Here is a 22,752-nt window from a genome sequence, read left to right on the forward strand (position 1 = left end):
CCATGGATTTCGGCCTCCAAACTGCCCTTTGCAATGCAAAAATTTATATTTTTTAGTAAGTTAAGAATGTCATTCAAATAAAATAACATTCCTACCCTGTACCGGTTCTTACTTTAACCGGGGATTATACCCCACACCAAGGTGTGACACAGATCGAAAAACGCTCAACTCTCAGAGCGCTGAGTAATTATTCAATTTGCATTCTAAAACAGGGATGGCTTGTCCAACCAGAATCCATAACAAATTAATTTCCATACAAAACGAAATACGGTTTCAAGATTAACAAACGTTGGATTTGTGTAACAATGGCAAATATCTCACATATCAGATGGCTGATTACGCACATACGGCTCTGATTGCACTTTGTTCAACTGTGATGCTCTTATGCTGGCCAAGGAAGGTGAACAATACCTTGCAGCGGGTATCACCACACTTCTCTGCGAAAATTCCGTCAAAGTCTGCGAATGGCCCTTCGGTGAACTGTATTTTATCACCAGACTGCAGGGGCTTTTCTGTGATCAAGGGCGTAGCTAATTCACGTTGTTTGAGCTGATTGATCAGTTGCTCATCAATTGGCAGCAGTTTCTCACGGCAGTTAACCAAATTGGCAACACCGCGAGTAGATCTGAGCTGACGAACACTGGTCTGCTCAGGATCAAACTTGATGAATAGGTAGTTGGGAAACAGAGGTTGCTTTTGAACGACAGTCTTGTTTTTCTCTTTTTTTTCGCTCCGCACCATCGGCAAATAGGTCTCAAGCTCTTGGAGCGTTAGATTCTGTTGTGCCCTCACTTCGCTGCGAGGTTTACAGTACAAAAGGTACCAGGCCTTCATGGTGTTCTCACTACTTGGTTTCTGTCGGGTGACGTCCTATCACAGCGGGCAATCATATCAGACATGAGTTTGCGATTGAAAGCGAATTTTAGACCGCGCCTTCACCCCACTTTATTCTAATTGAAATTGCAAACTATTCCAGGACAGCTCCGACCACTACCAGTCTAACAATTGTTCACAAAGCAGCCGCCTCGGGGGCCTAAAATTGACTTTGTTGCTGAATCCAGAGTATATAGGGTGGGCTTTGTTGCTTTTGATGAACAAATTACAATACAGAAAACCAAAGCCTCAATCACAGCGCATTAAAAGATATGCCCATAACACTTTACAAAACAGTGTGATGTTAACGGCAATACAGCTGGGATAAAAACAATCGCTTTCTGTGTCGACTTTTGTCACACGGCCAATTAACAATTTAAGGTGGAAGACTTCATGAGCTTAGCAAAACCCAAGGGGACGATGCTCGGGCATCCCAAGGGATTGTTCCTGCTGTTTACAACAGAGCTTTGGGAACGATTCAGTTATTATGCGATGCGAGCCATTCTGGTTCTGTATCTGGTTGATCAGGCCAACTCTCAAGGCGGTGGACTGGGTTGGACTCAGGCCGATGCACTCTCACTCTATGGTACCTTTACCGCGTTGGTTTACCTTACGCCTCTCATCGGCGGCTGGCTCGCGGACAACTACCTCGGACAACGTAAAGCGATTTATATTGGTGGTGCGCTGATGGCTATAGGCCAGTTTACCCTGGCAACGCCTCACAGCATGACTCCCGGCCTTGAAACCATGGTGTTTTACATAGGTCTTGGCACTCTCATCATAGGTAACGGTCTGTTTAAGCCTAACATTTCAACTATGGTGGGCGATCTGTATGAAGAAGGTGATCATCGTCGCGATGGCGCCTTTACTATCTTCTACATGGGTATCAACTTAGGTGCGGCGCTTTCTGGTTTTGTCGTTGCCTGGGCCTATACCAACTTTGGCCATAAAGAAGTCATCGATGGTGTTGAAACTACCATTAACAACTGGCAAGCAGGTTTCATGTGTGCCGGTATCGGTATGGTATTGTCGCTGATTATTCAATTCCTGTTTGCCCAAAAGTTATTGGGCGACATAGGTACAGTACCTTCTGCCAAGCTTGAGCGTGAAAAAGACTTGGCCCGCGGCCAGGTACGTAAAGAACCACTGACCAAGGTAGAACGTGACCGCATTAAAGTGATCATGGTGATGGGTCTGTTTACCATCATCTTCTGGGCGGGTTTTGAACAGGCCGGTGGCTTGATGAACCTATTCACCAATGAGTTTACCGACCGCTTTATCGGTGCCTGGGAAGTGCCGACAACCTACTTCCAGTCGCTGAACGCCATTTTCATCGTGGTTTTTGCCCCGGTTGTTGCTTCTATCTGGATCCGCCTGGGTGATAAAGAGCCTAACTCACCGGTGAAATTTGCCCTTGGTCTGGTTCTGTTGGCTATCGGCTTCCTGTTTATGATTGGTGCCGTACTGGAAATGGGTGGCGACGCCTCAGCCAAGTCCAGCATGTGGTGGCTGGTTGGTGCCTACTTCTTCCACACCATGGGTGAGCTTTGCCTATCCCCTATAGGCCTGTCTATGGTAACCAAACTCGCTCCCCTGCGAATTGTATCTCTGATGATGGGAGCATGGTTCCTGTTTATCGCCATGGCCAACAAGATAGCCGGTGTAGTCGGTTCCTTTATCGGCCACGGCGGCGAGAAAGAAGAACAGCTGGCCAACGCCATGTCTATCTTCTCCGGCATTGCCATCACCGCTGCTATTTCCGGCGTTATCCTTTATTTCATGGCTGACAAGCTGGTTGACTGGATGCACGGCGCTGAAAGCAAAATCCATGATCATTCTGAAGAAGAAGCTCTGGAGCAGGAAATGGCTGTAACCGGCGAGCACGAAGCCATTAAACGCTAATTCTGATATATACAAAGAAGGCTGCAAAATCTGCAGCCTTTTTTATTAGAACTTTTCACAGTTTTAAGTTCAAGCCAATTAGTCGGCATTAAGGCCATTAAAAGGCCAGTTGCAGGAATCCACCTTGAGGTATTTTAGGGTTAAAAGTAAGCCCCAGGAATTTATCTTGCTGAAGCAGTTGTCTGTGTTCTGCCTCACTGGTAACAATGCAGAGCCTTTCACCTGGCATTAAACTCCGGAACTGAGTCGCCGGCTTGCCCCACTCCAATAACCCCAACTGCAGTGAATCTGCCAACGCCAGAGGTGTAAGACCATCCTGGTTACGAATGTAGCATCTCAGCCCCCTGCCCGCCTGGGCAATAGCCGCGCGATAACTATCAAGCTCAATCGCGATGTAAATCATGTCGCAATAGAGATCCAGCCCCGACTTGACCAAACGATCATTCAAATAGCTGAGCATATTGAAAGGTTCTATCACCACAGAACTGACACCGTTGCGATTCAGTTTCAGCTTTTGATTGACGAAACTACGCATCAACACGCTGGCAAAGGCGGCCCTGTTGTCTTCCGGGTGAAAGTGGGCCATGTACATGATGAGGTGGTTATTCCCAACCATAGCCGAGTCGATGAAGTAAGGGCTTACCTGCTCATGTTTGAACAAGCTATAGTCCAACCTGGCCTTGGGATATTCAATACGGCTTGCGGGGAATAGCTGTTGCTGTACACACCTGGCCGCTTCAGCGTTTTGCTCCAGCAGTGCCAGGTTTTCGTTCAACTCCATAAAGGAGAGCTCTTCCACATCTCGATTAAGAGTATTTTGTTCCTGCTCAGGAGCCGTAAGACACTGATTAATGGCGTGCTCTATGCTATAGAGATCCGATACGGGTTTAACCAGATAGTCACTGGCGCCAATTCGCAGCGCCTCGACAACATCGGCCATAACCTGGTTTCCGGAAATCACAATGGAAGGAATGGCAGGATTGATACGCGACATGGCTTTAAGCATTTCCAATCCCCCCATTCTGGGCATGGAGAGATCGGCTACAACCACATCATACTTTTGGCTTTTAAAGCTTTGCAGTCCTTGTTCACCATCCTCGGCTTCAACAACATTAGCGCCTCTCCCGGTAAGAAAGGCAGCAACGATATTGCGAAAGACGGGATCATCCTCAACCAGCAGTACATTGAGACTGTTCAGCGCCATGGTCAATTCCCCGCAGGTTTCAATCGCCGGTAACGAGTGACCGTATCAACCACCTGCGGGTAAGCAAACAGATGGTGGGTTACTCCAGTTCCTGCATATATTCATCAAGCAACTCGTCTTCGTCCTCATTCGAAGGCACATTGCCATCGTACACCTTATAGTCCATGTGCTGTATATAAGCGTCTTTAACAAAAGTGTATGGATCGAGCGCGTTGTCTACTAATCTTTCTTGATCTATGGCAACAGAACGGGCGTGGAGATTCTTCAGGCCCCACTTGATAACTGACTGCCACATTGTTAATTCTGACAATGGAAAGTATAGACCATCCACCCAATCTGAAGCGAGTTCACGGGTGACGTAGGGGCCGAAGAATGGCGCCATAAAGTAAGGACCATTGGGCACTCCGTAGTAACCGAGCACTTCGTTGAAGTCATCCTGTTTACGGGGCATCCCCATCATATCGGCGACGTCAATCAAACCAAGCAAACCCACGGTCGAGTTAACGGTAAAACGGCCACCGGCATTCAACGCCCAACCCCACTTGCCCTGCAATGTGTTGTTGACCAAGCTGTGGGGCTCTTCCAGGTTGAGAACAAAATTGTTGAGACCTGACTTGACCGGCATAGGCACATAGTCGTTGTAACCATGAGCAACCGGACGATAGAGAAATCTATCCAGATACAGATAGTTGAAGTCCCACATGACACGGTTGAACCCTTCTATCGGATCCCGCGGGTCGTTATAACTGATGCGCACATCCTGTGTATTGTTGCTTTCGCCACTCCCTGCAGCCACTGCCGAATGCGCACTCAGGGCAGCCACAACCATCAGAATCCATTTAAACTTCATATTGCTCTCTTTGTAAAAGTACCGCTGTAATCCAACCGAAAAACAGTTAAAGCTTTGATTACCATAGGCCGATAACCTGAGTATACCTATGGCGACAGTCAAATTTCTGTCTAATGTCGATTTGGACGGATAAGGATACTTCGCTGTGGAAATAGATCAAATTTAAATTTACGATTGCCTACAGATAAAGCAACTTGAGGAGTGGGGTTTGCAACAATGGATCCAGTGAATGGTACAATCCCCCCCTCAGGGTCAAGCCCAACTCCTCAAGCAAATGCATCCATCCCTCTGCTTCCGGTAACCACAGTCGATGTGGGTAGCGAGCTCAGACTACAACTGCAAAATGCACAGTATCAATTGCAGCTTGCTAATCAAGAGTCCAACGCTCAAGCCAAGGCCCTGTTGCATCAGGCCAATACTACACTGCTGGAGCTGACTCGCCCCTTACCGGAAATCGTTCAGGGCAAAACAGCCCAATTGCTGTTGCTGGCCGGTGAAGTCCAGATAAAACTGCCGGACGCTTTGATGCAGCTGGCGGCCAAAAATGGCATCAGTCAAACAGCACTGCAGCAGTTGGCAGCCAGGCCGCAAGGTTATCCCTTACCCATGTTGACTGTCTCCCAGGGTGAAATGCGTTTTGCCAATGGTACAAGCATAGCCTTCCCGCCGCAGTTACAACTACCTGCCGGAGAATACGTTGCCAAAGTTGTCAGCAACAGTCAGGGGCTACAGCTGCAATTAAGCCCCATCAATGCCAGATTGGAAGTAAAACTGACACCTGTGGCAAATCTGCAACCCGCTGCCCCAACACAGGAAAGTGAGCAACTGATAACCAAGCCGGAAGTCGCCCAAACCTACGCCAGATTGATAAAACTCCTTGAGCAGCAACCCCAATCCCAAGCGCAGCAAACTCAAAGTAAAGGGGAATCAGCACCATTGAGGGAAACGGCGATTGATCTCAAAGCAGGCTTGTCTCAAACAGTTGCCAGCGGCAGCAAGTTGCCCGCTTCTGTCTTATCTCAGTCAACACAAACAGTTGATAATGCCCAGTTGCTGCAGCCGAAAAATACCCCGCTGCCGGGGACAGAGAAATTCAGTAACCAAGCACTTCAGCAAGCGACCCAAGCCAATGCAGATAAGCCTGTTGGCACAAGTGCATCCAATAAAGTTGCCGGCGAAACGGCCAAAGCGCCCGAGCTGAACTTCCTCCAGCGCGCCTTCAATAAGGCCGGCGCCATGCCAAGGGCCGAGGCTATGACACTGGAGGTCAAACATAACCTGGCCGCTGAACTGCTCAAGCAATTGCCGGCACTGTCGCCTGTGCCCCTGAGCGAGCTGACAGAGCCGTCCCAACTTCGAAGTGAACTGCTTGGGCTCACAGGGTTGCAACTGACCAGTCAGCAAACGCAATCCCAGCCTTCAACTCAAGCCAATGCCATTACCACCTTGTTTCAGCTGTTGCTTGGCGTTAGGGCCGGTAACCAAAACCTGAGTGTTCCGCAACGCCTGAAGCAATACCTGGAAGGACTTCAGAGCCGATCCGGCCTGCAAACTCATCAGTTAGCTTCACTGGAGAAGAGCGGCACTCTGGACGCGCTGCAGCAGATGTCCCAGGCTGTCGCCCTATACCAGCAAGCCAATACAGACAATAGTGGCCAATGCTGGTATTTCATGCTGCCCTACTATCTCAACCAAAGAAACGAACAGTTGGAAGGCAAATTCGAACACAACAATCAGGATAAGGACGCAGACAAAGACAAGGCCTGGCAGTTGCAACTCAAGTTTAATCTGGGCATGGGCTCCTTGCTCGTCAAGGCGCAGGTGAAGGATACCAAGGTCGACCTGCAGTTTATCGGCAGCACCCAGGCGCTGATCAGCAGGGTCAGCAACTTCCTGCCCCCCTTGTCACAAAAGCTGGTTCAGTTAGGACTCACTCCCAATGAATTGAACGCCCACGTTGCCCCTGTGCCGGCCACCCTGTTGCCAGGCGATCACTATCTGGTGCAACTGAAAGCCTGAGGAAAGACTATGTCCATGGATTCAAACGACAAGCAAGCCAAACCTCGTCAGGCAGTGGCCCTGAGTTATGATGGCAAAACTGCGCCCAAGATAACGGCCAAGGGCCAGGATCTGCTTGCAGAAGAGATCATTGCGTTAGCACAGGAGGCCGGGGTTCATATACATCAAGACCCTTACCTGAGTGACTTTCTGCAGATGTTGGAACTGGGGGAAGAGATCCCCAAGGAGCTCTATCAACTAATCGCCGAACTGATAGCCTTTGTCTATATGTTGGACGGGAAATTTCCCGAGCAGTGGAATAACCTGCATCAGAGAATTGTCGACAAGGCTTAGGGAAGGTGCGAACAAGTCCCATGCGTGCTCTGCGTCGGCTTACAGGCTTGGATGCAAGGCGTGGTTCGCAGCAAATGGCCCTAGTCCTTTGCAAGAAGCACAACACAGCAGGCAGGCCTATAAGCCACGCCCTTCGGGGCTTTCACAGCAACAGGCTCTCTGCGTTATCCGACTTTGACAGGCCCCGGCATGCCTTCAGTCAGATGCCTTGAACGCCAATTGCTGTGCAAGCCAGAGTGCCACGAGGACTTATTCGCATCTTCCTTAGGGAATCCGACTTCGACAGGCCCCGGCATGCCTTCAGTCAGATGCCTTGAGCGCCAATTGTTGTGCAAGCAACTTTCTAAACAAGAGAACGCCACTAGAACTTATTTGCTTTGCACCTTCCTTAAGTAACGGATAACACAGACAAGCCGTTACCCTGAGAGCCAAAACGGCTTGAGGTTTCTCGCATTCCTTTCAAATAGAAACAGAAAGAGCGCATCTCAATGCGCTCTTTCTTTACTCAGGCAAAATATCAAGCCCGGGCCGTTTTACCGTGCAGACGGATCAAGAGTTCAGCTTCCGCCTTGGGCAACTCGCACTCGCGGATCAGTTCATCGACACCGGCTCCCAACTGCACCATCTTCATGGCCCTGCTGTAAAGCTTGGCCTGAGGGTCCTGCTGCATCGATTCATCGAGACGGGCATTTTGCTGCGCGAGGCACTTCTCAAGCTCCAACACCCGCCGGCCAACGCCTATGGTGCCACTACGCAGTTCTTGCAACTCCCGCTTGAACGCATCTCTTTGCCTGTCGCTTTCCTTGACCAGAACAGTTAACGCCTCAACCTTGCTTCTAAGCTTGTTGCTTTGTTTTTGCAGGTACAGCACCAGTCCGAGACAGGCAATGACATATACCAGCGCAGCGATAAAAAAAACATCGCCCATCATCGGTTAAAACTCCTTTTCCCGCAAAAGCCTATCAGATTTGCGCCAACTCGGCCCATTCATCATCTGACAGCAGCTTATCCAAGTCCACCAGGATCAGCAGTTCGTCGCCACGGTTGCTGACACCCTGAATAAACTTGGCACTCTCTTCGGTTCCCACATTCGGGGCGTTATCGATTTCAGAGCGGCGTAGATAAACCACTTCGGCCACACTGTCGACCAGAATACCTATCACCTGCTTTTCCGCTTCAATAATCACGATTCGGGTAGAATCGTCCACTTCGGAGGAGGGCAAACCAAAACGTGAGCGAGTATCAATAACGGTAACCACATTACCGCGCAGATTGATGATCCCCAACACATAATGAGGAGCTCCCGGAACCGGGGCTATTTCGGTATAACGTAATACTTCCTGAACCTGCATCACATTGATGCCATAGGTCTCGTTATCCAGCCTGAAGGTTACCCACTGGAGAACGGCATCGTCCTTGCCTCCGGATACCGCTGCTACATTTCTTGAATCAGTCATATTTACCTCAGTCTATCGGATCCTGACAACCTAACCCGGCATTGAGCATTTCAATCAATGCCTGCACGTGCAAAATGCCACACATTTGTTCTTTCACTACTCCGGCCAACCAGGGGCGCTTACCTTCACTGCCACGCCAGTTGACCTGTGACTTGTCAATCTTGACCGCATTGACCAAAGATTCACAAGCCAAACCCCAATTACTGTTCTCTAATACTACAAGATATTGATAATTTACGGATTGCGCCAGTTTATCATCATATTTTTCCGGCATAACCCAGGCGCAGGTATCAACGATATTCAGCTGGGAGTCCCGATAACCCTGAACCCCCATAAACCATCCTGGCCGCCCAAAGATATGATTGATGCGCTCTATTCTGACTATGCCGCCCAGGCTTATCAGAGGCACGGCCAGCGTGAGTCCCGCCACCTTGAAGAACAATACTTGAAATTCATCTTCCAGTTGTTCCTTGAGCGGTTCTATAGGCGCCGCCGGCGCGCCGACTTGTGTCTCGAGCTGAACCTGTTCCAGAACCTCAGGCTCAGTCACCTCTTGGACTTGAGTCTGCTCGCGCTGAGCCGCATCGGTCTGAGTATTCACCTGTCCGGTTATGGGCTCGCTTTGCAGCGAGGCAGCTGTGATGGTTTCCGACTGAGTTTCTGTCGGCACCTCTGTCTGCGTTACCTCGGCAACCTGCTCTTTAAACACCGGCGCCAGTAGCTGTTCCAGCGCATTACGGTCAAGTCTCGGCTTATCTGGCTCTGCCGGGTATTGCTTGGCAGTACCGTCCGCTCGAGAAAGCGGCGCTTTCTTGGGTGCCGCATCAACAGGTACAGCGACATCGTCCCGTAACCTAGACGTTGCCGGCGGAGTCTGCTCAGTTCTTGCCTCAACTCCAGCTTGCGCTTTTTGTTCAGGCTTAATCGCAGATTGCGCCTCGGATTTAACCTCGGGTGCCGGCTCAGTCAGCAGAATACTGAAATAATCAAAAACAGTTTCATCAACCGATTTTGACATGGTCAAACTCCCCCGCCAGCAGATAATCCAGCAAACGCTCGTAGGCCTTCACTCCGCGCGAGCTTGGGGCATAGTGGGACGCCGGCAGATGAGCCAAACTGGCATCGCGAAACTTGGTATCCACAGGGATCACATCCGGCCAAAGCGTGTCGCCGTAAACCTCACCAAGATGTTGCAGCGCCGCAGGTGAAGCCTTGGTACGTCTGTCATACATGGTTGGCACTATGGAATAACTGTAGCGGGTCTTTTTCGAGCGCCCCATCAGTTCCATGGTTTTAATCATTCTATCCAGGCCTTTAATCGCCAAAAATTCGGTCTGAACCGGGATCACTATGTGCTGGCTGGCCGCCAGAGCATTGACCATCAATACCCCCAGCACCGGGGGACAGTCGACCAAGGCAACATCGTAGTCATCCTCAACCGACTTGAGAATATTACGCAGCACCAGCCCCATCCCCTCTTGATGACCAAGGGCACGATCCAAAGTGGCCAATGCCATGGTTGCCGCCAAAAGATCGACTCCCTCAACAGATGTGGGAACCGCGTGTTGCTTTACCAAAGAGGTATCAAGATTCTTATGAGCCAGAAAGAGATCATACAATGAGCCGGGCACCTCTTCCGAATCTATGCCCAGGTAATAACCCAGCGAAGCATGGGGATCTGTGTCTATCATCAGAACCCGCTGACCACGCTTGGCCAGTGTGCCCGCCAAACTGGCAACTGTTGTGGTTTTGCCCACTCCGCCTTTTTGGTTTGCAATGGTCCAGACTTTCACTTTCCGCCCCTTATTCTCGCCTTATCGGCCAACTAGTGTAACGAGCCACTATTATTGTCGTTCTTGTCTTGTACGGCTACTCATTACCCTCTTCACGGGTAGTGACACGGATCCCACCGTGAGGTAAACGTATTACTTTTACGCCATTTTCCAGCTCTGTCACCCTGGCATCTTCAGTCTGAGCAGGCAGCGGCACTGCGGCCCCAGCCTCGCCCGGGGTTCTTTCCGGTGAAATATCACCCGGCGGGACTGACAATTTGGCTGAAGTCGGAGCCTCTGGCCCCGTCCCGGATGTCACCTTAGGTCGAATCACATCCAATAAGGATGCGGTCTGTTGTGGGTGACGACTCATCCAATCGGCAATAATCGCGGCCTGTTCATCCGGCACCATCAAGAGGACCTGGGACGATTCAAGCTGGGCGACTTTCTCACTCAGTTGCCGATTTTTTTGTCGCAAGTCCCAGTAAAGCGCCGCCACTACCACCAAGGCGACCACAAACAAAAACAGCGCCAACCGGTATCCCAGCAGGCGCGTCTCTTTGTTAGCCACGAGCCGATTCTCTCAATATCGCCTCTGCCATATTATCCAGTGAGATGGACTGGCTGGAGATACCGGCCGCCGTCACTGCCTGTGGCATGCCATAAACAACGCAAGAGGCTTCATCTTGAGCCCAGATGGTGGCGCCAACACCTTTGAGCATGCGCGCACCTTCTCGGCCATCGGCACCCATCCCCGTCAAAATGACCGCCAGTACATCTCCGCCAAAGGCTTTGGAGGCTGAAGCAAAAGTGATATCGACACAGGGCTTGTAGTTCATCTCTTCATTGCCGGCGAGAATTTTAATCCTGCCTCCGGCGCCGGAGCGCTCGAGCATCATCTGCATACCACCGGGCGCGAGATAGGCACAGCCTGGTCTGAGCATATCGCCATTGACCGCTTCTTTGACTTCTATCTTGCACAAGCCATTGAGCCTGCTGGCAAAGGCCGGAGTAAAGGCTGCAGGCATGTGCTGTACCAATAAGATAGGATGCGGATAATCCGCCGGAAACTGGGTCAAAATTCGCTGCAATGCCACAGGGCCACCAGTGGATGTGCCTATAGCCAACAGCTTGTATTGTTTACCACTGGCTCTGGCAGGGGCCGCTCCGCCGCTGCGCCTCACCGGCTGGCGACTGGCGGCAGCACTTTCAGCTGTAGCAGCTTGACGCTGCAGACTGCTTGGCGCCGTGGGTCGGCTTGGGGTGGTTGCCGGCGTAGGCGCCACACTCGGACGGACTATAGGGCGGAATATACGCCTGCGTCCCAACGCCTTGACTCTTTGCTGAAGCAGTCGAATCGCTTCGTCCTTGTTGGTAGCAATGTCCTCAAAGCGTTTGGGCAGAAAATCGAGAGCCCCGGCGTCCAGCGCATCCAAGGTCGCCTTGGCTCCATCATGGGTCAAGGAGGAAAACATCAGGATAGGTGTCGGATGAGAGGCCATTATCTGCCGCACGGCGGTAATCCCGTCCATGACAGGCATTTCAATATCCATGGTAATCACCTGAGGCTTGAGCTCGGCGGCCAGTTTAACGGCTTCGGCACCGTTATTGGCCATACCTATCACCTCAAGCTCAGGATCCTGATTGACTATCTCGCTGACACGTCGTCGAAAGAAGCTCGAATCATCGACAACCAAAACTTTAATGGTCATTTAAATCCTTATACGGCACTTCAACGCTTGGATTTGGCGTAGTGCTTCAATAATCCTGGTACATCGAGGATCAGCGCGATTCCGCCGTCCGACGTAATTGTGGCCCCGGCCATACCCGGTGTGCCATGCAACATGGAGCCCAGAGGTTTAATTACCACCTCTTCCTGGCCTATCAGGGCATCTACCACAAAGCCTATCTGCATGGTGCCAAGCTGAACTATGACCACATGGCCATGTTTCTTGTCACCATGCTGGAAACTCATCGGTTTACGGCTGAGCCAACGCTCGAGATAGAAGAGTGGCACCGCTTTGTCCCGAACGATCACTGTCAATTGCCCATCTACAATATTGGTCTTGGTCAGATCCAGATGGAAAATCTCATTCACGCTGGAGAGCGGCAAGGCAAACACCTGCTTGGCAACTTCCACCATCAGAGTGGGCATAATCGCCAAGGTCAAAGGTACCTTGATCTCCAGACGGGTGCCTTTACCCTTGACCGAATCGATATGCACAGAGCCGTTAAGCTGAGTAATACGGGTCTTGACCACATCCATCCCAACACCTCGGCCGGAGATATCAGAAATCTCCACCTTGGTTGAGAAGCCGGGAGCGAAGATCAGGTTATAGGCTTCCTGATCGGACATTCGGGCGGCGCTGTCTTCATCCAGCACACCACGACTTATGGCAATCTCTTTGAGTTTGGCAGCGTCCATACCGGCGCCGTCATCCTCAATTTTAAGCAGGATATGGTCACCTTCCTGACTGGCCGCCAAAGTAATAACCCCGGTTCTGGGCTTACCATTGGCCTCGCGCACATCAGGCATTTCAATACCGTGATCCACTGAGTTACGCACCAGGTGCACCAGGGGGTCGGCAAGGGCTTCGACCAGGTTCTTATCCAGATCCGTGTCTTCACCTATCATCCGCAGATCTATCTCTTTATTGAGACTGCGGGCCAAGTCGCGAACCACTCGGGGGAAACGACCGAATACTTTCTTAATCGGCTGCATCCGGGTCTTCATCACGGCACCCTGCAGATCGGAGGTCACCAGATCCAGGTTGGCCAGCGCCTTGGACATCTCTTCATCTTCGCGGGATATCCCGAGGCTGACCAAGCGGTTACGTACCAATACCAGCTCACCGACCATATTCATGATCTCATCCAGGCGAGCCGTATCTACCCGAACCGTGGTTTCCCCCTGAGGCACACTGGTCGCAGCCTTGGCCGGAGCAGTGTCTTTAGCAACAGCAGGAGCCTTGGCCTGAGGTTTGGCGGCTGCTTTAGGTGCCTCGACTTTGGCAGCAGCTGGAGCCGCCTTTGGCGTAGCAGCGGCATTCGCTGCCGGTGCTTTGGGTGCGGCTACTTGAGATGCAGATGCTTGAGATGCAGCAGGCGCTTTGGCACTTGCGTCACCCGCAGCAGGCTCTGAACCACTGGTGTTAGCGCCAGGACTGGCGCCTTTGCCGTGCAACTCATCAAGCAGCTTTTCAAACTCATCATCGGAAATTTCATCGGCATCGACACTGGCAGCAGGCGCTTCCTCTACGGCACTGTTGGCAGCAGGTGCGGCAGCAAACTGGCCTTTGCCGTGCAGCTCATCGAGCAGCTTTTCAAACTCATCGTCTGTGATGTCATCGGAAGAGGTGTTGGCAGGTGCACTATCGCTGGGCTTGGGAGCATCACCACTCGGGGCCGGTGTACTATTGGCAGAAGGCCCTTTGCCTGAACCATGCAGGGCATCCAGCAGGGCTTCAAACTCGGCTTCATCGATTTCATCTATGCTGCCTTCAGCCCCTTGGGCCGGAGCCTTGGGTGCTTCAGGAGTTGGCGCGGCCGGCTCATCAAACAGTTCCACACCGGCGCTGTCGAGCATACCGTCAAACAGCTCATCAACACTCTCATCGCTGGTTTCTGCTGCAACAGGAGTTTCCTCCTGAGCCTGCTCGGAGGGCAAAGGCGCCCCTGAACTGAGCAACTTGAGTTTGTCCAGCAAGACTTCATCCGCGGGCTCTTGCTCCTGACCGGACTGAGTTTGGCCGAACATGGTATTTATACTGTCGAGCGCCTGCAGAATGATGTCCATCAATTCAGAGCTGACACTGCGCTTACCGGTACGCAACAAGTCGAAGGTGTTTTCTGCCTCATGGCATACATCCACCATGGGGGCCAATCCCAGGAATCCGGCACCGCCTTTGACCGTGTGAAATCCCCTGAAGATGGCGTTGAGCAGATCCGTATCTTCCGGATTGTTTTCCAGAGACACCAACTGTTCCTGCAACAGCTCTAGGATCTCGCCTGCTTCAATTAAAAAATCCTGGAGTATCTCTTCATCAACATCAAAGGCCATTAAATTGACTCCTATTAGAAACCCAGACTCGAAAGCAGATCATCTACTTCATCCTGACCGTTCACCACGTCTTCGCGTTGCTCTGCGTTCAGGATAGGCCCTTCTGCCTCTATGCTCTTCTCTTCCTTACCGCGAATTTCATCCAGCGGCTGCTCACCGAATACTGTCAGCATAGAAACCAAGCTGTTTTCGACTTCCCGAACCAGTTCTATGACCCTGCGGATCATCTGTCCGGTCAAGTCCTGAAAATCCTGGGCCATCAGAATCTGATTCAGCAATTCCCGCAGGCGACAGGCATCGGCTTCGCTCTGCTGCATAAAGTGCTGTACGTCATGACACAAGCTCTTGAATTCATGCAAGGCCAGATCGCGGCGCATCAACTTGTCCCAGGCGGGCTTAACATTTTGCAGGTTGGTACTCAGAGCATCCGACAGCGGCAGACATTCCTCAACCGCGTCCATGGTCTTGTTGGCGGCTTGCTCTGTCATATCTATGACATAAGTCAGTCGTTCTTTGGCATCGGGAATATCAGTATTGGCAAGCTCAATAAGCCGGCTATCCACTTGAAAATCCACCAAGGCGCTATGCAACTGGCGGGTCAACTTGCCAACTTCATCAAACAGATCCCGTTGCAGGGGAGCCGCCAGTTCCCGAAGTAATTCATCGGCCTTTTCCTGCTCGCCCTGACTGAGCAAGGCCACTAATTCCTGCGCCTGCTCTAGTGTCACCAGCCCGGATGTCTCTGCTTTCATCGCATCACCCCACTCAACCGAGCCGTTCGAAGATCTTATCCAACTTCTCTTTCAGCGTAGCGGCAGTAAAAGGTTTAACGACATAACCATTCACACCGGCCTGAGCAGCCGCGATGATCTGTTCGCGTTTTGCTTCGGCTGTCACCATCAATACAGGGATATGCTTGAGGTGCTCATCGGCGCGAATCGCCTTGAGCAGGTCAATCCCCTGCATACCTGGCATGTTCCAGTCGGTTACGACGAAATCAAAATCGCCCTTTTGCAGCATAGGCAGGGCTGTTGAACCGTCGTCTGCTTCCTGGGTGTTGTTGAACCCCAGGTCTCGCAACAAGTTCTTAATGATCCGTCTCATCGTTGAAAAGTCATCAACGATAAGAATCTTCATATTCTTGTCCAAGGTTTCCTCCGGTGAGCTGACATACTTAAAAGTTGCTCAATCATTAATTACGCTTGTGTCCAGTGCTTGAGTTTGGCTTTCAGCCTCAGCATGGCCTGACTATGGATCTGGCTCACCCGGGACTCACTTACCTCAAGAATGGCACCAATCTCTTTTAAATTCAGTGCTTCATCATAATATAGCGACAAAACCAAGGCATCGCGCTCTGGCAAGCGCTTAATTGCATCGGTCAAGGCTGATTGGAATTGGCTTTGGGCCAGATCCTCAAAAGTGTCGTCGGCCGGCATATCTTCCGACACCAGTACATCGGGCGCTACCCCCAGGTCTTCTATTCCTATGATTTTGCCGGTAGAAACATCATTGAGAATATGATGGTATTCATCCAGCGACATATCCAGTCGTTCGGCAATTTCACTATCACGGGCATCCCGGCCCAGCTCCTGTTCGAGCTCATCCATCACCTGAGCTACACGCCGGTTGTTGCGATGAACCGAGCGTGGCACCCAGTCGCCACGGCGTATTTCATCTATCATGGCGCCACGTATGCGGATCCCGGCAAAGGTTTCAAACTTGGCACCTTTGCTGCCGTCAAATTTGGATGAAGCTTCCAGCAGTCCCATCATGCCGGCCTGCAACAGGTCATCGAGCTGAACCGATGCAGGCAGACGCGCGAGCAGGTGATGGGCTATTCGTTTTACCAACGGTGCATATTGCTCAACGATCTGTGTCTTATCGTTTAAACCTGAGTATGCAGCCGCTTTATTCACTCGCACCTTCCTCCTGGTATTCAGTTCTTTGTACCAAACGTTCGACAAAGAACTCGAGGTGGCCTCCCGGTTGCTGAGGTATAGGCCAGCTCATAATCTTGTTGGCCAGCCCATGGTAGGCGATGCTGGCCGGAGATTTGGGATAAGCTTCCACTATCAGTTTCTGCTTTCGCACCGACTTGCGCAGGTTCTCATCGAACGGAATAGTTGCTACAAGTTCCAGTGCCACATCCAAAAATCTGTCGGTTACTTTACTGAGCTTAGCAAATAACTCCATACCTTCCCGCAAACTACGTACCATATTTGCGACAATTTTGAAGCGGAACACACCATGCTCACGACTGAGTATCTTAATCAGTGCATAAGCATCGGTAATTGAGGTAGGTTCATCACAGACAACCACGAGTACATCCTGTGATGCACGAGAGAAGCTGAGTACCATATCTGAGATCCCGGCAGCCGTATCGACTACCAAAATATCAAACTGGGTTTTCATTTCGCTGAAGGCGCGGATAAGACCGGCGTGTTGGGCCGCAGTCAACTCGACCATGGCCTGGGTGCCCGAGGTGGCGGGAATAATGCCAATTCCTTTTGGGCCACGAACAATAATATCATCGAGTTCAGACTCACCCGAGAGCACATGGGATAAGTTACGTTCGGCGCGCAGCCCGAGCATCACATCCACGTTGGCCAACCCAAGGTCAGCATCCAATACCAGGACGCGTTTGCCTTTCTCTGCCAGAGCAACCGCAGTATTGATGGAGACGCTGGTTTTACCCACCCCACCCTTGCCTCCGGTCACGGCAATCACTTTTACTTTTTCGTTATTTGGTTGATTCATCATTCGTAAACCGCTCGCTTGGTCCCGGGTCATAGCTTTACTCAAATGCATAGGTCATCTCTTCTGACCTGGCTTTATTATTAAAATGGCTTGCTTCTGTCTTGTTCAATACGGCCAATGCCTGCTTGGCCAAGGTCAGGGTATCGGCTACCTGCATATCCTCAGGAACCCTTTGACCGTCAGTAATATAACTTAATGATAACCCACTTTGGATCAACACGCTCAGCGCGGCGCCCAAAGAGACGGACTCATCAAGTTTAGTTAAAACCGCCCCTGCGAGATCAATTCGCTGGAAATGACTTACCGCCTCTTCAAGCACCCGGCGTTGACCGGTTGCCGAGAGCACCAGATAGCTACGAATAGGCAAACGGGTATTGGCGGCAAGGTTATCCAGTTGTTGGTACAGGCGCATATCCCTTTGTCCCATACCTGCGGTATCTATCAAAACCAGTTTCCGGCTACGGAACTGATACAGTATCTGCTCCAACTCATTGAGATCATGAGCTTGCTTCACCGGACATCCCATTATTTTGCCATAAGTTGCCAATTGCTCAAAGGCTCCGATGCGATAATGGTCCATGGTGACCAACAATACAGAATCCGGGCCATGATGGGCAATGAAACGGGCCGCAAGTTTGGCCAATGTTGTGGTTTTACCAACACCGGTAGGACCGACCAACGCGACAATGCCGCCCTGGCGCATTAAATCATCACCTTGATTATCAAGCAGGTTTGCCAGACTTTGCGGCAAGGCGCGGCCAAGTTCAGCGCTTTGATAGTGCTGGCTTAAAGATGCCAGGCGCTCGGCAACATCAGGGGAGAACTCGGCTTCCAGTAATTTACGCTTCAACATGGCACCGACAGGATCTGTACGGCTACGCTGATCCGACATCAAACTGGAAAGCTGATGGGTCAACAAACCACGCAAGGAAGCCAGCTCTTCACGCATGGCTTCCATCTCTTGCTGTTGCTTGGCGCTGTTGCCCTTGCTTGCCCGCTCAGGCGTTTTTTCACGCAGCTGTGGCGCTGGCTTGTGCTCTTCAGCAAGCCCTTTGGCCCAAGCAGGCATATCCAAATCTTTGGCACTGTTTTGCTGCCCCAGTTGTTCATTCAAACGGCTCTGCTGCCGCTCAAGCAAAGCTTGCAGAGAATCGGCAACAGGTTCCGGATTGGTCTTACTATTGCTGCGCACATGACCACTGCCGAGGGAGACTTTGTCCTCACCCAGCTCCATAAAAGGCGATGCGGTTGGCGCCGCAGCAGGCTTGGGAGAGTCGTAATCAACCGCCGCCACTATCTCTATGCCGCCGGTAACCTTCTTGTTGGACATGATTACGGCATCTGCCCCCAGAGTCTCTTTCACCTGAGCCAGCGCAGCACGCATATCTTTGGCAAAAAAACGTTTAATCTTCACTTTCGGTTACCCCTGTTGGCCAACGGCTGACACTATGCGTATCTGTTTCTCATCGGGCACCTCCTGATAGGAGATCACCCGCAGATTGGGAATAGTGTGCTTAACAAAACGTGACAGAGTAGAACGCAGCATGCCGGATGTCAGCAATATGGCGGGCTGACCTACCATTTCCTGCTTCTGGGCCGCTCCGGCCAGTGACTGCTGCATACGCTCTGCCAGTCCCGGCTCGATATTCGGACCTTCGCCCCCTGTCGCCTGCATTGACTGATGCAACATCTGTTCCAACTCTGGCGCCAAAGTTATGACGGGGATTTCCGGTTCAGGACCGGCTATCTCCTGCACTATCATGCGTTTAAGGGCAATACGTACCGCGGCGGTCAACACCTCGGTATCATTGCTCTTGGGACCGTACTCCAGCAGGGTTTGGACTATGGTGCGCAGATCGCGGATCGATACCCCTTCGTTGAGCAGGTTCTGCATCACCTTAACCACATTACCCAGGGTCATCACATCGGGAATAAAGCCATCGACCAACTTGGGCGAATGCTTGGCCAGCATATCCAGCAACTGTTGCACTTCTTCGTAGCCCAGCAGTTTGGAGGCGTTGTTGGTCAGAAGTTGACTGAGATGAGTGGCCACCACTGTGGCGGCATCCACAACCGTGTAGCCCAGAGTCTGGGCGTGCTCTCTGAGCTCGGGGGCAATCCATACCGCATCCAGACCAAAGGCGGGATCTTTGGTTTCTATGCCATCCAGCTTACCGAATACCTGTCCCGGGTTAATCGCCAGTTCGCAATCGTGACGTACTTCGGCTTCACCACTTGCCACCCCCATCAAAGAGATGCGATAGGCATTGGGAGAAAGGTCGAGGTTGTCGCGGATATGTACCGCCGGCACCAGGAAACCCAGTTCCTGAGACAGCTTCTTGCGCACCCCTTTGATACGGCCGAGAAGCTCGCCGCCCTGACCTTTATCCACCAAAGGAATAAGGCGATAACCCACCTCCAAGCCAATGGTGTCCACATGACGTACATCATCCCAACTGAGTTCTTTGGGTTCGTTGAGGCTCTTCTCGGTGGGCCCTTTCTTGGCGAGCTCCAGCGCTTGCTGTTTGTTCTTTTCATTACGTTTGTAGATAAAGAAGGCGCCCACTGAGGCCAGCAAGGCAAAGGTTAAAAACGCCAGATGAGGCATGCCGGGCACTATCCCCATCACAAAGAGTACCGCAGAAGCGATGAGCAATGATTTGGGGTTGTCGAACATCTGCTGCACGACCTGCTGTCCCATATCGCCAGACTCATTCTGACGGGTCACCATCAGCGCGGCAGCGATAGACAACAACAGCCCGGGTATCTGCGCTACCAGACCGTCACCTATGGTCAGCAGGGTGTAAATCTCTACCGCTTGGGAAAAGCTCAGTCCGTGCTGAACTATTCCTATGATGAAACCACCCAAGATGTTGATCACCAAGATCAAAATACCGGCAATCGCATCCCCTTTCACAAACTTGGAGGCACCGTCCATAGAGCCGTAGAAGTCGGCCTCACGGGTGACTTCTTCCCGGCGTACCCTGGCCTGCTCCTGATTGAGGATACCGGCATTGAGGTCGGCATCAATCGCCATCTGTTTGCCCGGCATGGCGTCCAAGGTAAAGCGGGCACTCACTTCCGAAATACGCCCGGCACCTTTGGTTACCACGGCAAAGTTGATGATAATCAGAATGAGGAACACCACCAGACCTACGGCATAGTTACCGCCGATCACCACAGAGCCGAAGGCCTCAATCACTTTACCGGCAGCATCACCGCCGTTGTGACCTTCGAGCAATACCACCCGGGTAGAAGCGACGTTAAGTGCCAGTCTGAGCAGAGTGGCTACCAGCAAAACGGTCGGGAAAGCAGCAAAATCCAGTGGCCTTTGGGTGTAAACAGCCACCAGCAGCACCACCAGCGCCAAGGCAATATTGAAGGAAAACAGGATATCCAGCAGAAAGGCCGGCATAGGCAAAACTATCATGGCCAGCGTCGCCAGGACCAGAAGCGGCGTGCCTACGCCCTTGAAGTTTGCCGGTTTTACTTGCCTCAGTTGCCCGAGCGTCGCTTTAACATCCATTCACTATCAGCCTGAAGTTTGACACTTAGGCCAAGTTCAGCAAGTTTCGCGCCAAGTTAGTTTCAATACTGCTTGTATTCATCCGGGATGGGTTGATTGAGAGGGATAGGTTTGGGCCGAGTGCCCTTGCCTTTTTGGTATTGCCTGAGCTGGAACACATAGGCGAGCACTTGGGCTACAGCGGTGAACAGGCCTTCGGGGATCTGCTGATTGAGCTTGGTAGTATGGTAAATCGCCCGCGCCAGAGGCGGCGCCGACACTATGGCAACCTGGTGCTCTCTGGCAATTTCACGAATTTTAAAGGCCACATCGTCGACGCCCTTGGCAAGCACAAAGGGCGCAGGTGACTTGTCTACATCGTACTTTATCGCTACTGCGAAGTGCTCGGGGTTAACCACTATCACATCGGCCTTGGGCACTTCACTCATCATCCGCCGCTGGGCCATCTCCCTTTGCAACTGACGAATACGGCCTTTGACCTCGGGTTTTCCTTCGGTGTCCTTGTACTCGTCTTTGACTTCCTGCTTGGTCATCCGCAATTGCTTGGCGTGGTTCCAAATTTGAAACGGCACGTCAATAACCACTATCACCAGGGTGGACGCACTCAGTAGAATAAACATCCATACCAAGAGATCCAATGCATGGCGTATATTGCCCGGCAGGTGATCCTGCGACAACCTGAGAATATCTTCAAAGTAGAAGCTCAGCAGCAGATAGGCTGACAGTGCCACCACGGAAAACTTGGCGATCCCCTTGGCCAGCTCCACCAACGCCTGTACCCCGAACATCCTTTTAAAGCCGGTCATAGGGTTCATCTTACTGCCCTTGGGCATAAATGCCTGGGTCGAAAAACTGATACCGCCTAGAACAATATTACCGACAAAGGCCACGAAACCGAGAAACAGAATAAAACCGGCCATAGGCCAACCCAGCTCGGCGGCAACTATACCCCAGACATTGAACATGCTGTTGGTATCGAATATCTGATCCCGTTCCATGGAGAAGATACGGCTCATGACAGAGGCCAGACTGGCGGCCAGACTTGGCCCCAGCATGGCAAAACCCACGGCTGCGGCCAACAATACCGCCGAGGTACCCAACTCTTTTGACCTTGCAACCTGCCCCTTCTCTCTGGCCTGTTGCAAGCGCCTGGAGGTTGCCTCCTCGCTTTTTTCCTGCCCGTCTTCGTTCTCTGCCATCAGGGGACTCCATCCAGATTACAGGTCAGCTCCAGCATGTCACACAGCAACAGCTGCGCCGCATGCCAAACCTCATCGAAGTGAGCCATCACAGGCCCCAGTGTCAGCCAAAGAATAATCAGGCCACCTATCATGGTAACGGGAAAACCTATGGCAAAAATGTTCAGCTGGGGTGCTGCCCGGGTCATCACCCCGAAAGAGAGGTTAACGGTAAGCAGTGCAATAATGGCAGAGATAGACATGGTCAACGCGGCGCCGAACATATAACTGCCCCACTCAGCCAGGGTGCGATAGTTGGCAATTTTGATCCCTTCGCTGGATACCGGCAAGGTTTCAAAGCTTGCCACCAGCATACGTATCATCACCAGGTGGCCATCGACCGCCAGGAAGATCATGGTGGTCAGCAGCAAAAAGAAGTTACCTATCACAGGCGTTTGCTGCCCTGAGCTGGGATCCACCATGGAAGCAAAGCCCAAACTGGTTTGCATGCCGATTATCTGCCCGGTCAGCACAAAGGTTTGCATAATGAGCAAGGTAACAAACCCCATGGCGGTACCGATAAGAATCTGTTGAGTAGTAATAAATACTGCTGCGAGAGAGAAAAGATCCACTCCGGGCATGGGCGGCAAGACAGGCGCTATTGCCACAGTCAGGGCCAGCGCCAGCAACAAACGGACTCTGGCAGGTGTGGTATTGGCGCCAAAAACCGCCATCACCATCAACATGCTGGCCACCCGAAACAATGGCCAGAGGTAGGCGGCCAGAGTTTGTTGGATGCTGTCGAACAGTATCTCCATGGC

At 51.7% G+C, this 22,752-nt stretch carries 21 protein-coding genes; 3 read left to right on the plus strand and 18 right to left on the minus strand.

Annotated features, from left to right (window positions below):
• Positions 1–336: 336 nt before the first annotated feature.
• On the minus strand, positions 337–834 hold the full coding sequence (rfaH, locus tag ACF8D4_RS10755; RefSeq protein ID WP_392465054.1) for a transcription/translation regulatory transformer protein RfaH: 498 nt from the start codon (positions 832–834) through the stop codon (positions 337–339).
• Positions 835–1,266: 432 nt separating this feature from the next.
• Between rfaH and ACF8D4_RS10760 the strand changes: the two genes are divergently transcribed.
• Positions 1,267–2,775: a peptide MFS transporter gene (locus tag ACF8D4_RS10760; protein ID WP_025011088.1), complete on the plus strand. Its 1,509-nt coding sequence runs from the start codon at positions 1,267–1,269 to the stop codon at positions 2,773–2,775.
• 97 nt (positions 2,776–2,872) lie between these two features.
• Here the strand turns inward: ACF8D4_RS10760 and ACF8D4_RS10765 are convergent, their stop codons facing one another.
• Positions 2,873–3,979: a response regulator gene (locus ACF8D4_RS10765; protein ID WP_025887451.1), complete on the minus strand. Its 1,107-nt coding sequence runs from the start codon at positions 3,977–3,979 to the stop codon at positions 2,873–2,875.
• A 79-nt stretch (positions 3,980–4,058) separates the two neighbouring features.
• On the minus strand, positions 4,059–4,829 hold the full coding sequence (locus tag ACF8D4_RS10770) for a VacJ family lipoprotein (protein ID WP_025011086.1): 771 nt from the start codon (positions 4,827–4,829) through the stop codon (positions 4,059–4,061).
• A gap of 216 nt (positions 4,830–5,045) precedes the next feature.
• Here ACF8D4_RS10770 and ACF8D4_RS10775 point away from each other — a divergent pair, with 216 nt between their 5' ends.
• Both ACF8D4_RS10775 and ACF8D4_RS10780 read left to right on the plus strand, forming a co-directional pair.
• On the plus strand, positions 5,046–6,848 hold the full coding sequence (locus ACF8D4_RS10775; RefSeq protein ID WP_144135151.1) for a hypothetical protein: 1,803 nt from the start codon (positions 5,046–5,048) through the stop codon (positions 6,846–6,848).
• 15 nt (positions 6,849–6,863) lie between these two features.
• Positions 6,864–7,181, plus strand: coding sequence for an EscU/YscU/HrcU family type III secretion system export apparatus switch protein (locus tag ACF8D4_RS10780; RefSeq protein ID WP_096141626.1), 318 nt, complete (start codon positions 6,864–6,866; stop codon positions 7,179–7,181).
• 517 nt (positions 7,182–7,698) lie between these two features.
• Here the strand turns inward: ACF8D4_RS10780 and ACF8D4_RS10785 are convergent.
• The 15 genes from ACF8D4_RS10785 to fliR form a co-directional block, all read right to left on the minus strand.
• Positions 7,699–8,109 (minus strand): DUF2802 domain-containing protein, encoded by a 411-nt coding sequence (locus tag ACF8D4_RS10785; protein WP_392465073.1) that lies wholly within the window; start codon positions 8,107–8,109, stop codon positions 7,699–7,701.
• Between the two features lie 34 nt (positions 8,110–8,143).
• Positions 8,144–8,638 (minus strand): chemotaxis protein CheW, encoded by a 495-nt coding sequence (locus ACF8D4_RS10790; RefSeq protein ID WP_025011081.1) that lies wholly within the window; start codon positions 8,636–8,638, stop codon positions 8,144–8,146.
• Between the two features lie 7 nt (positions 8,639–8,645).
• A complete protein-coding gene (locus ACF8D4_RS10795) occupies positions 8,646–9,656 on the minus strand; it encodes a chemotaxis protein CheW (RefSeq protein ID WP_144438664.1) in 1,011 nt (336 codons plus the stop codon).
• On the minus strand, positions 9,640–10,431 hold the full coding sequence (locus ACF8D4_RS10800) for a ParA family protein (protein WP_044734086.1): 792 nt from the start codon (positions 10,429–10,431) through the stop codon (positions 9,640–9,642). The genes ACF8D4_RS10795 and ACF8D4_RS10800 overlap by 17 nt, the downstream gene beginning before the upstream one ends.
• A gap of 76 nt (positions 10,432–10,507) precedes the next feature.
• A complete protein-coding gene (locus ACF8D4_RS10805; RefSeq protein ID WP_392465057.1) occupies positions 10,508–10,981 on the minus strand; it encodes a membrane anchored protein in chemotaxis locus in 474 nt (157 codons plus the stop codon).
• Positions 10,974–12,122: a chemotaxis response regulator protein-glutamate methylesterase gene (locus ACF8D4_RS10810; protein WP_028779141.1), complete on the minus strand. Its 1,149-nt coding sequence runs from the start codon at positions 12,120–12,122 to the stop codon at positions 10,974–10,976. Before ACF8D4_RS10810 ends, ACF8D4_RS10805 begins: the two co-directional genes overlap by 8 nt.
• Positions 12,123–12,142: 20 nt before the next feature.
• A complete protein-coding gene (locus tag ACF8D4_RS10815; protein ID WP_219013036.1) occupies positions 12,143–14,470 on the minus strand; it encodes a chemotaxis protein CheA in 2,328 nt (775 codons plus the stop codon).
• 14 nt (positions 14,471–14,484) lie between these two features.
• On the minus strand, positions 14,485–15,222 hold the full coding sequence (locus tag ACF8D4_RS10820; protein WP_025011075.1) for a protein phosphatase CheZ: 738 nt from the start codon (positions 15,220–15,222) through the stop codon (positions 14,485–14,487).
• 13 nt (positions 15,223–15,235) lie between these two features.
• Entirely contained in the window at positions 15,236–15,619 is a 384-nt protein-coding gene (gene cheY, locus ACF8D4_RS10825; protein ID WP_025011074.1) for a chemotaxis response regulator CheY, read from the minus strand.
• Positions 15,620–15,666: 47 nt separating this feature from the next.
• Positions 15,667–16,386, minus strand: a complete 720-nt coding sequence (locus tag ACF8D4_RS10830; RefSeq protein ID WP_025011073.1) for an RNA polymerase sigma factor FliA — start codon at positions 16,384–16,386, stop codon at positions 15,667–15,669.
• Positions 16,379–17,260: a MinD/ParA family protein gene (locus ACF8D4_RS10835; RefSeq protein WP_025011072.1), complete on the minus strand. Its 882-nt coding sequence runs from the start codon at positions 17,258–17,260 to the stop codon at positions 16,379–16,381. The genes ACF8D4_RS10830 and ACF8D4_RS10835 overlap by 8 nt, the downstream gene beginning before the upstream one ends.
• Positions 17,261–17,264: 4 nt before the next feature.
• The gene (flhF, locus tag ACF8D4_RS10840; protein WP_044734084.1) at positions 17,265–18,641 is read right to left on the minus strand and encodes a flagellar biosynthesis protein FlhF; all 1,377 of its coding nucleotides are present in this window, start codon (positions 18,639–18,641) and stop codon (positions 17,265–17,267) included.
• A 6-nt stretch (positions 18,642–18,647) separates the two neighbouring features.
• Entirely contained in the window at positions 18,648–20,753 is a 2,106-nt protein-coding gene (flhA, locus tag ACF8D4_RS10845) for a flagellar biosynthesis protein FlhA (RefSeq protein ID WP_028779136.1), read from the minus strand.
• A 62-nt stretch (positions 20,754–20,815) separates the two neighbouring features.
• Positions 20,816–21,952: a flagellar biosynthesis protein FlhB gene (gene flhB, locus ACF8D4_RS10850; RefSeq protein WP_044734083.1), complete on the minus strand. Its 1,137-nt coding sequence runs from the start codon at positions 21,950–21,952 to the stop codon at positions 20,816–20,818.
• Positions 21,952–22,749, minus strand: a complete 798-nt coding sequence (gene fliR, locus ACF8D4_RS10855) for a flagellar biosynthetic protein FliR (protein ID WP_025011070.1) — start codon at positions 22,747–22,749, stop codon at positions 21,952–21,954. The genes flhB and fliR overlap by 1 nt, the downstream gene beginning before the upstream one ends.
• Between the last annotated feature and the right edge of the window lie 3 nt (positions 22,750–22,752).

This window comes from Shewanella sp. YQ_9 (genome assembly GCF_043103185.1).
Lineage (GTDB): Bacteria > Pseudomonadota > Gammaproteobacteria > Enterobacterales > Shewanellaceae > Shewanella > Shewanella algae.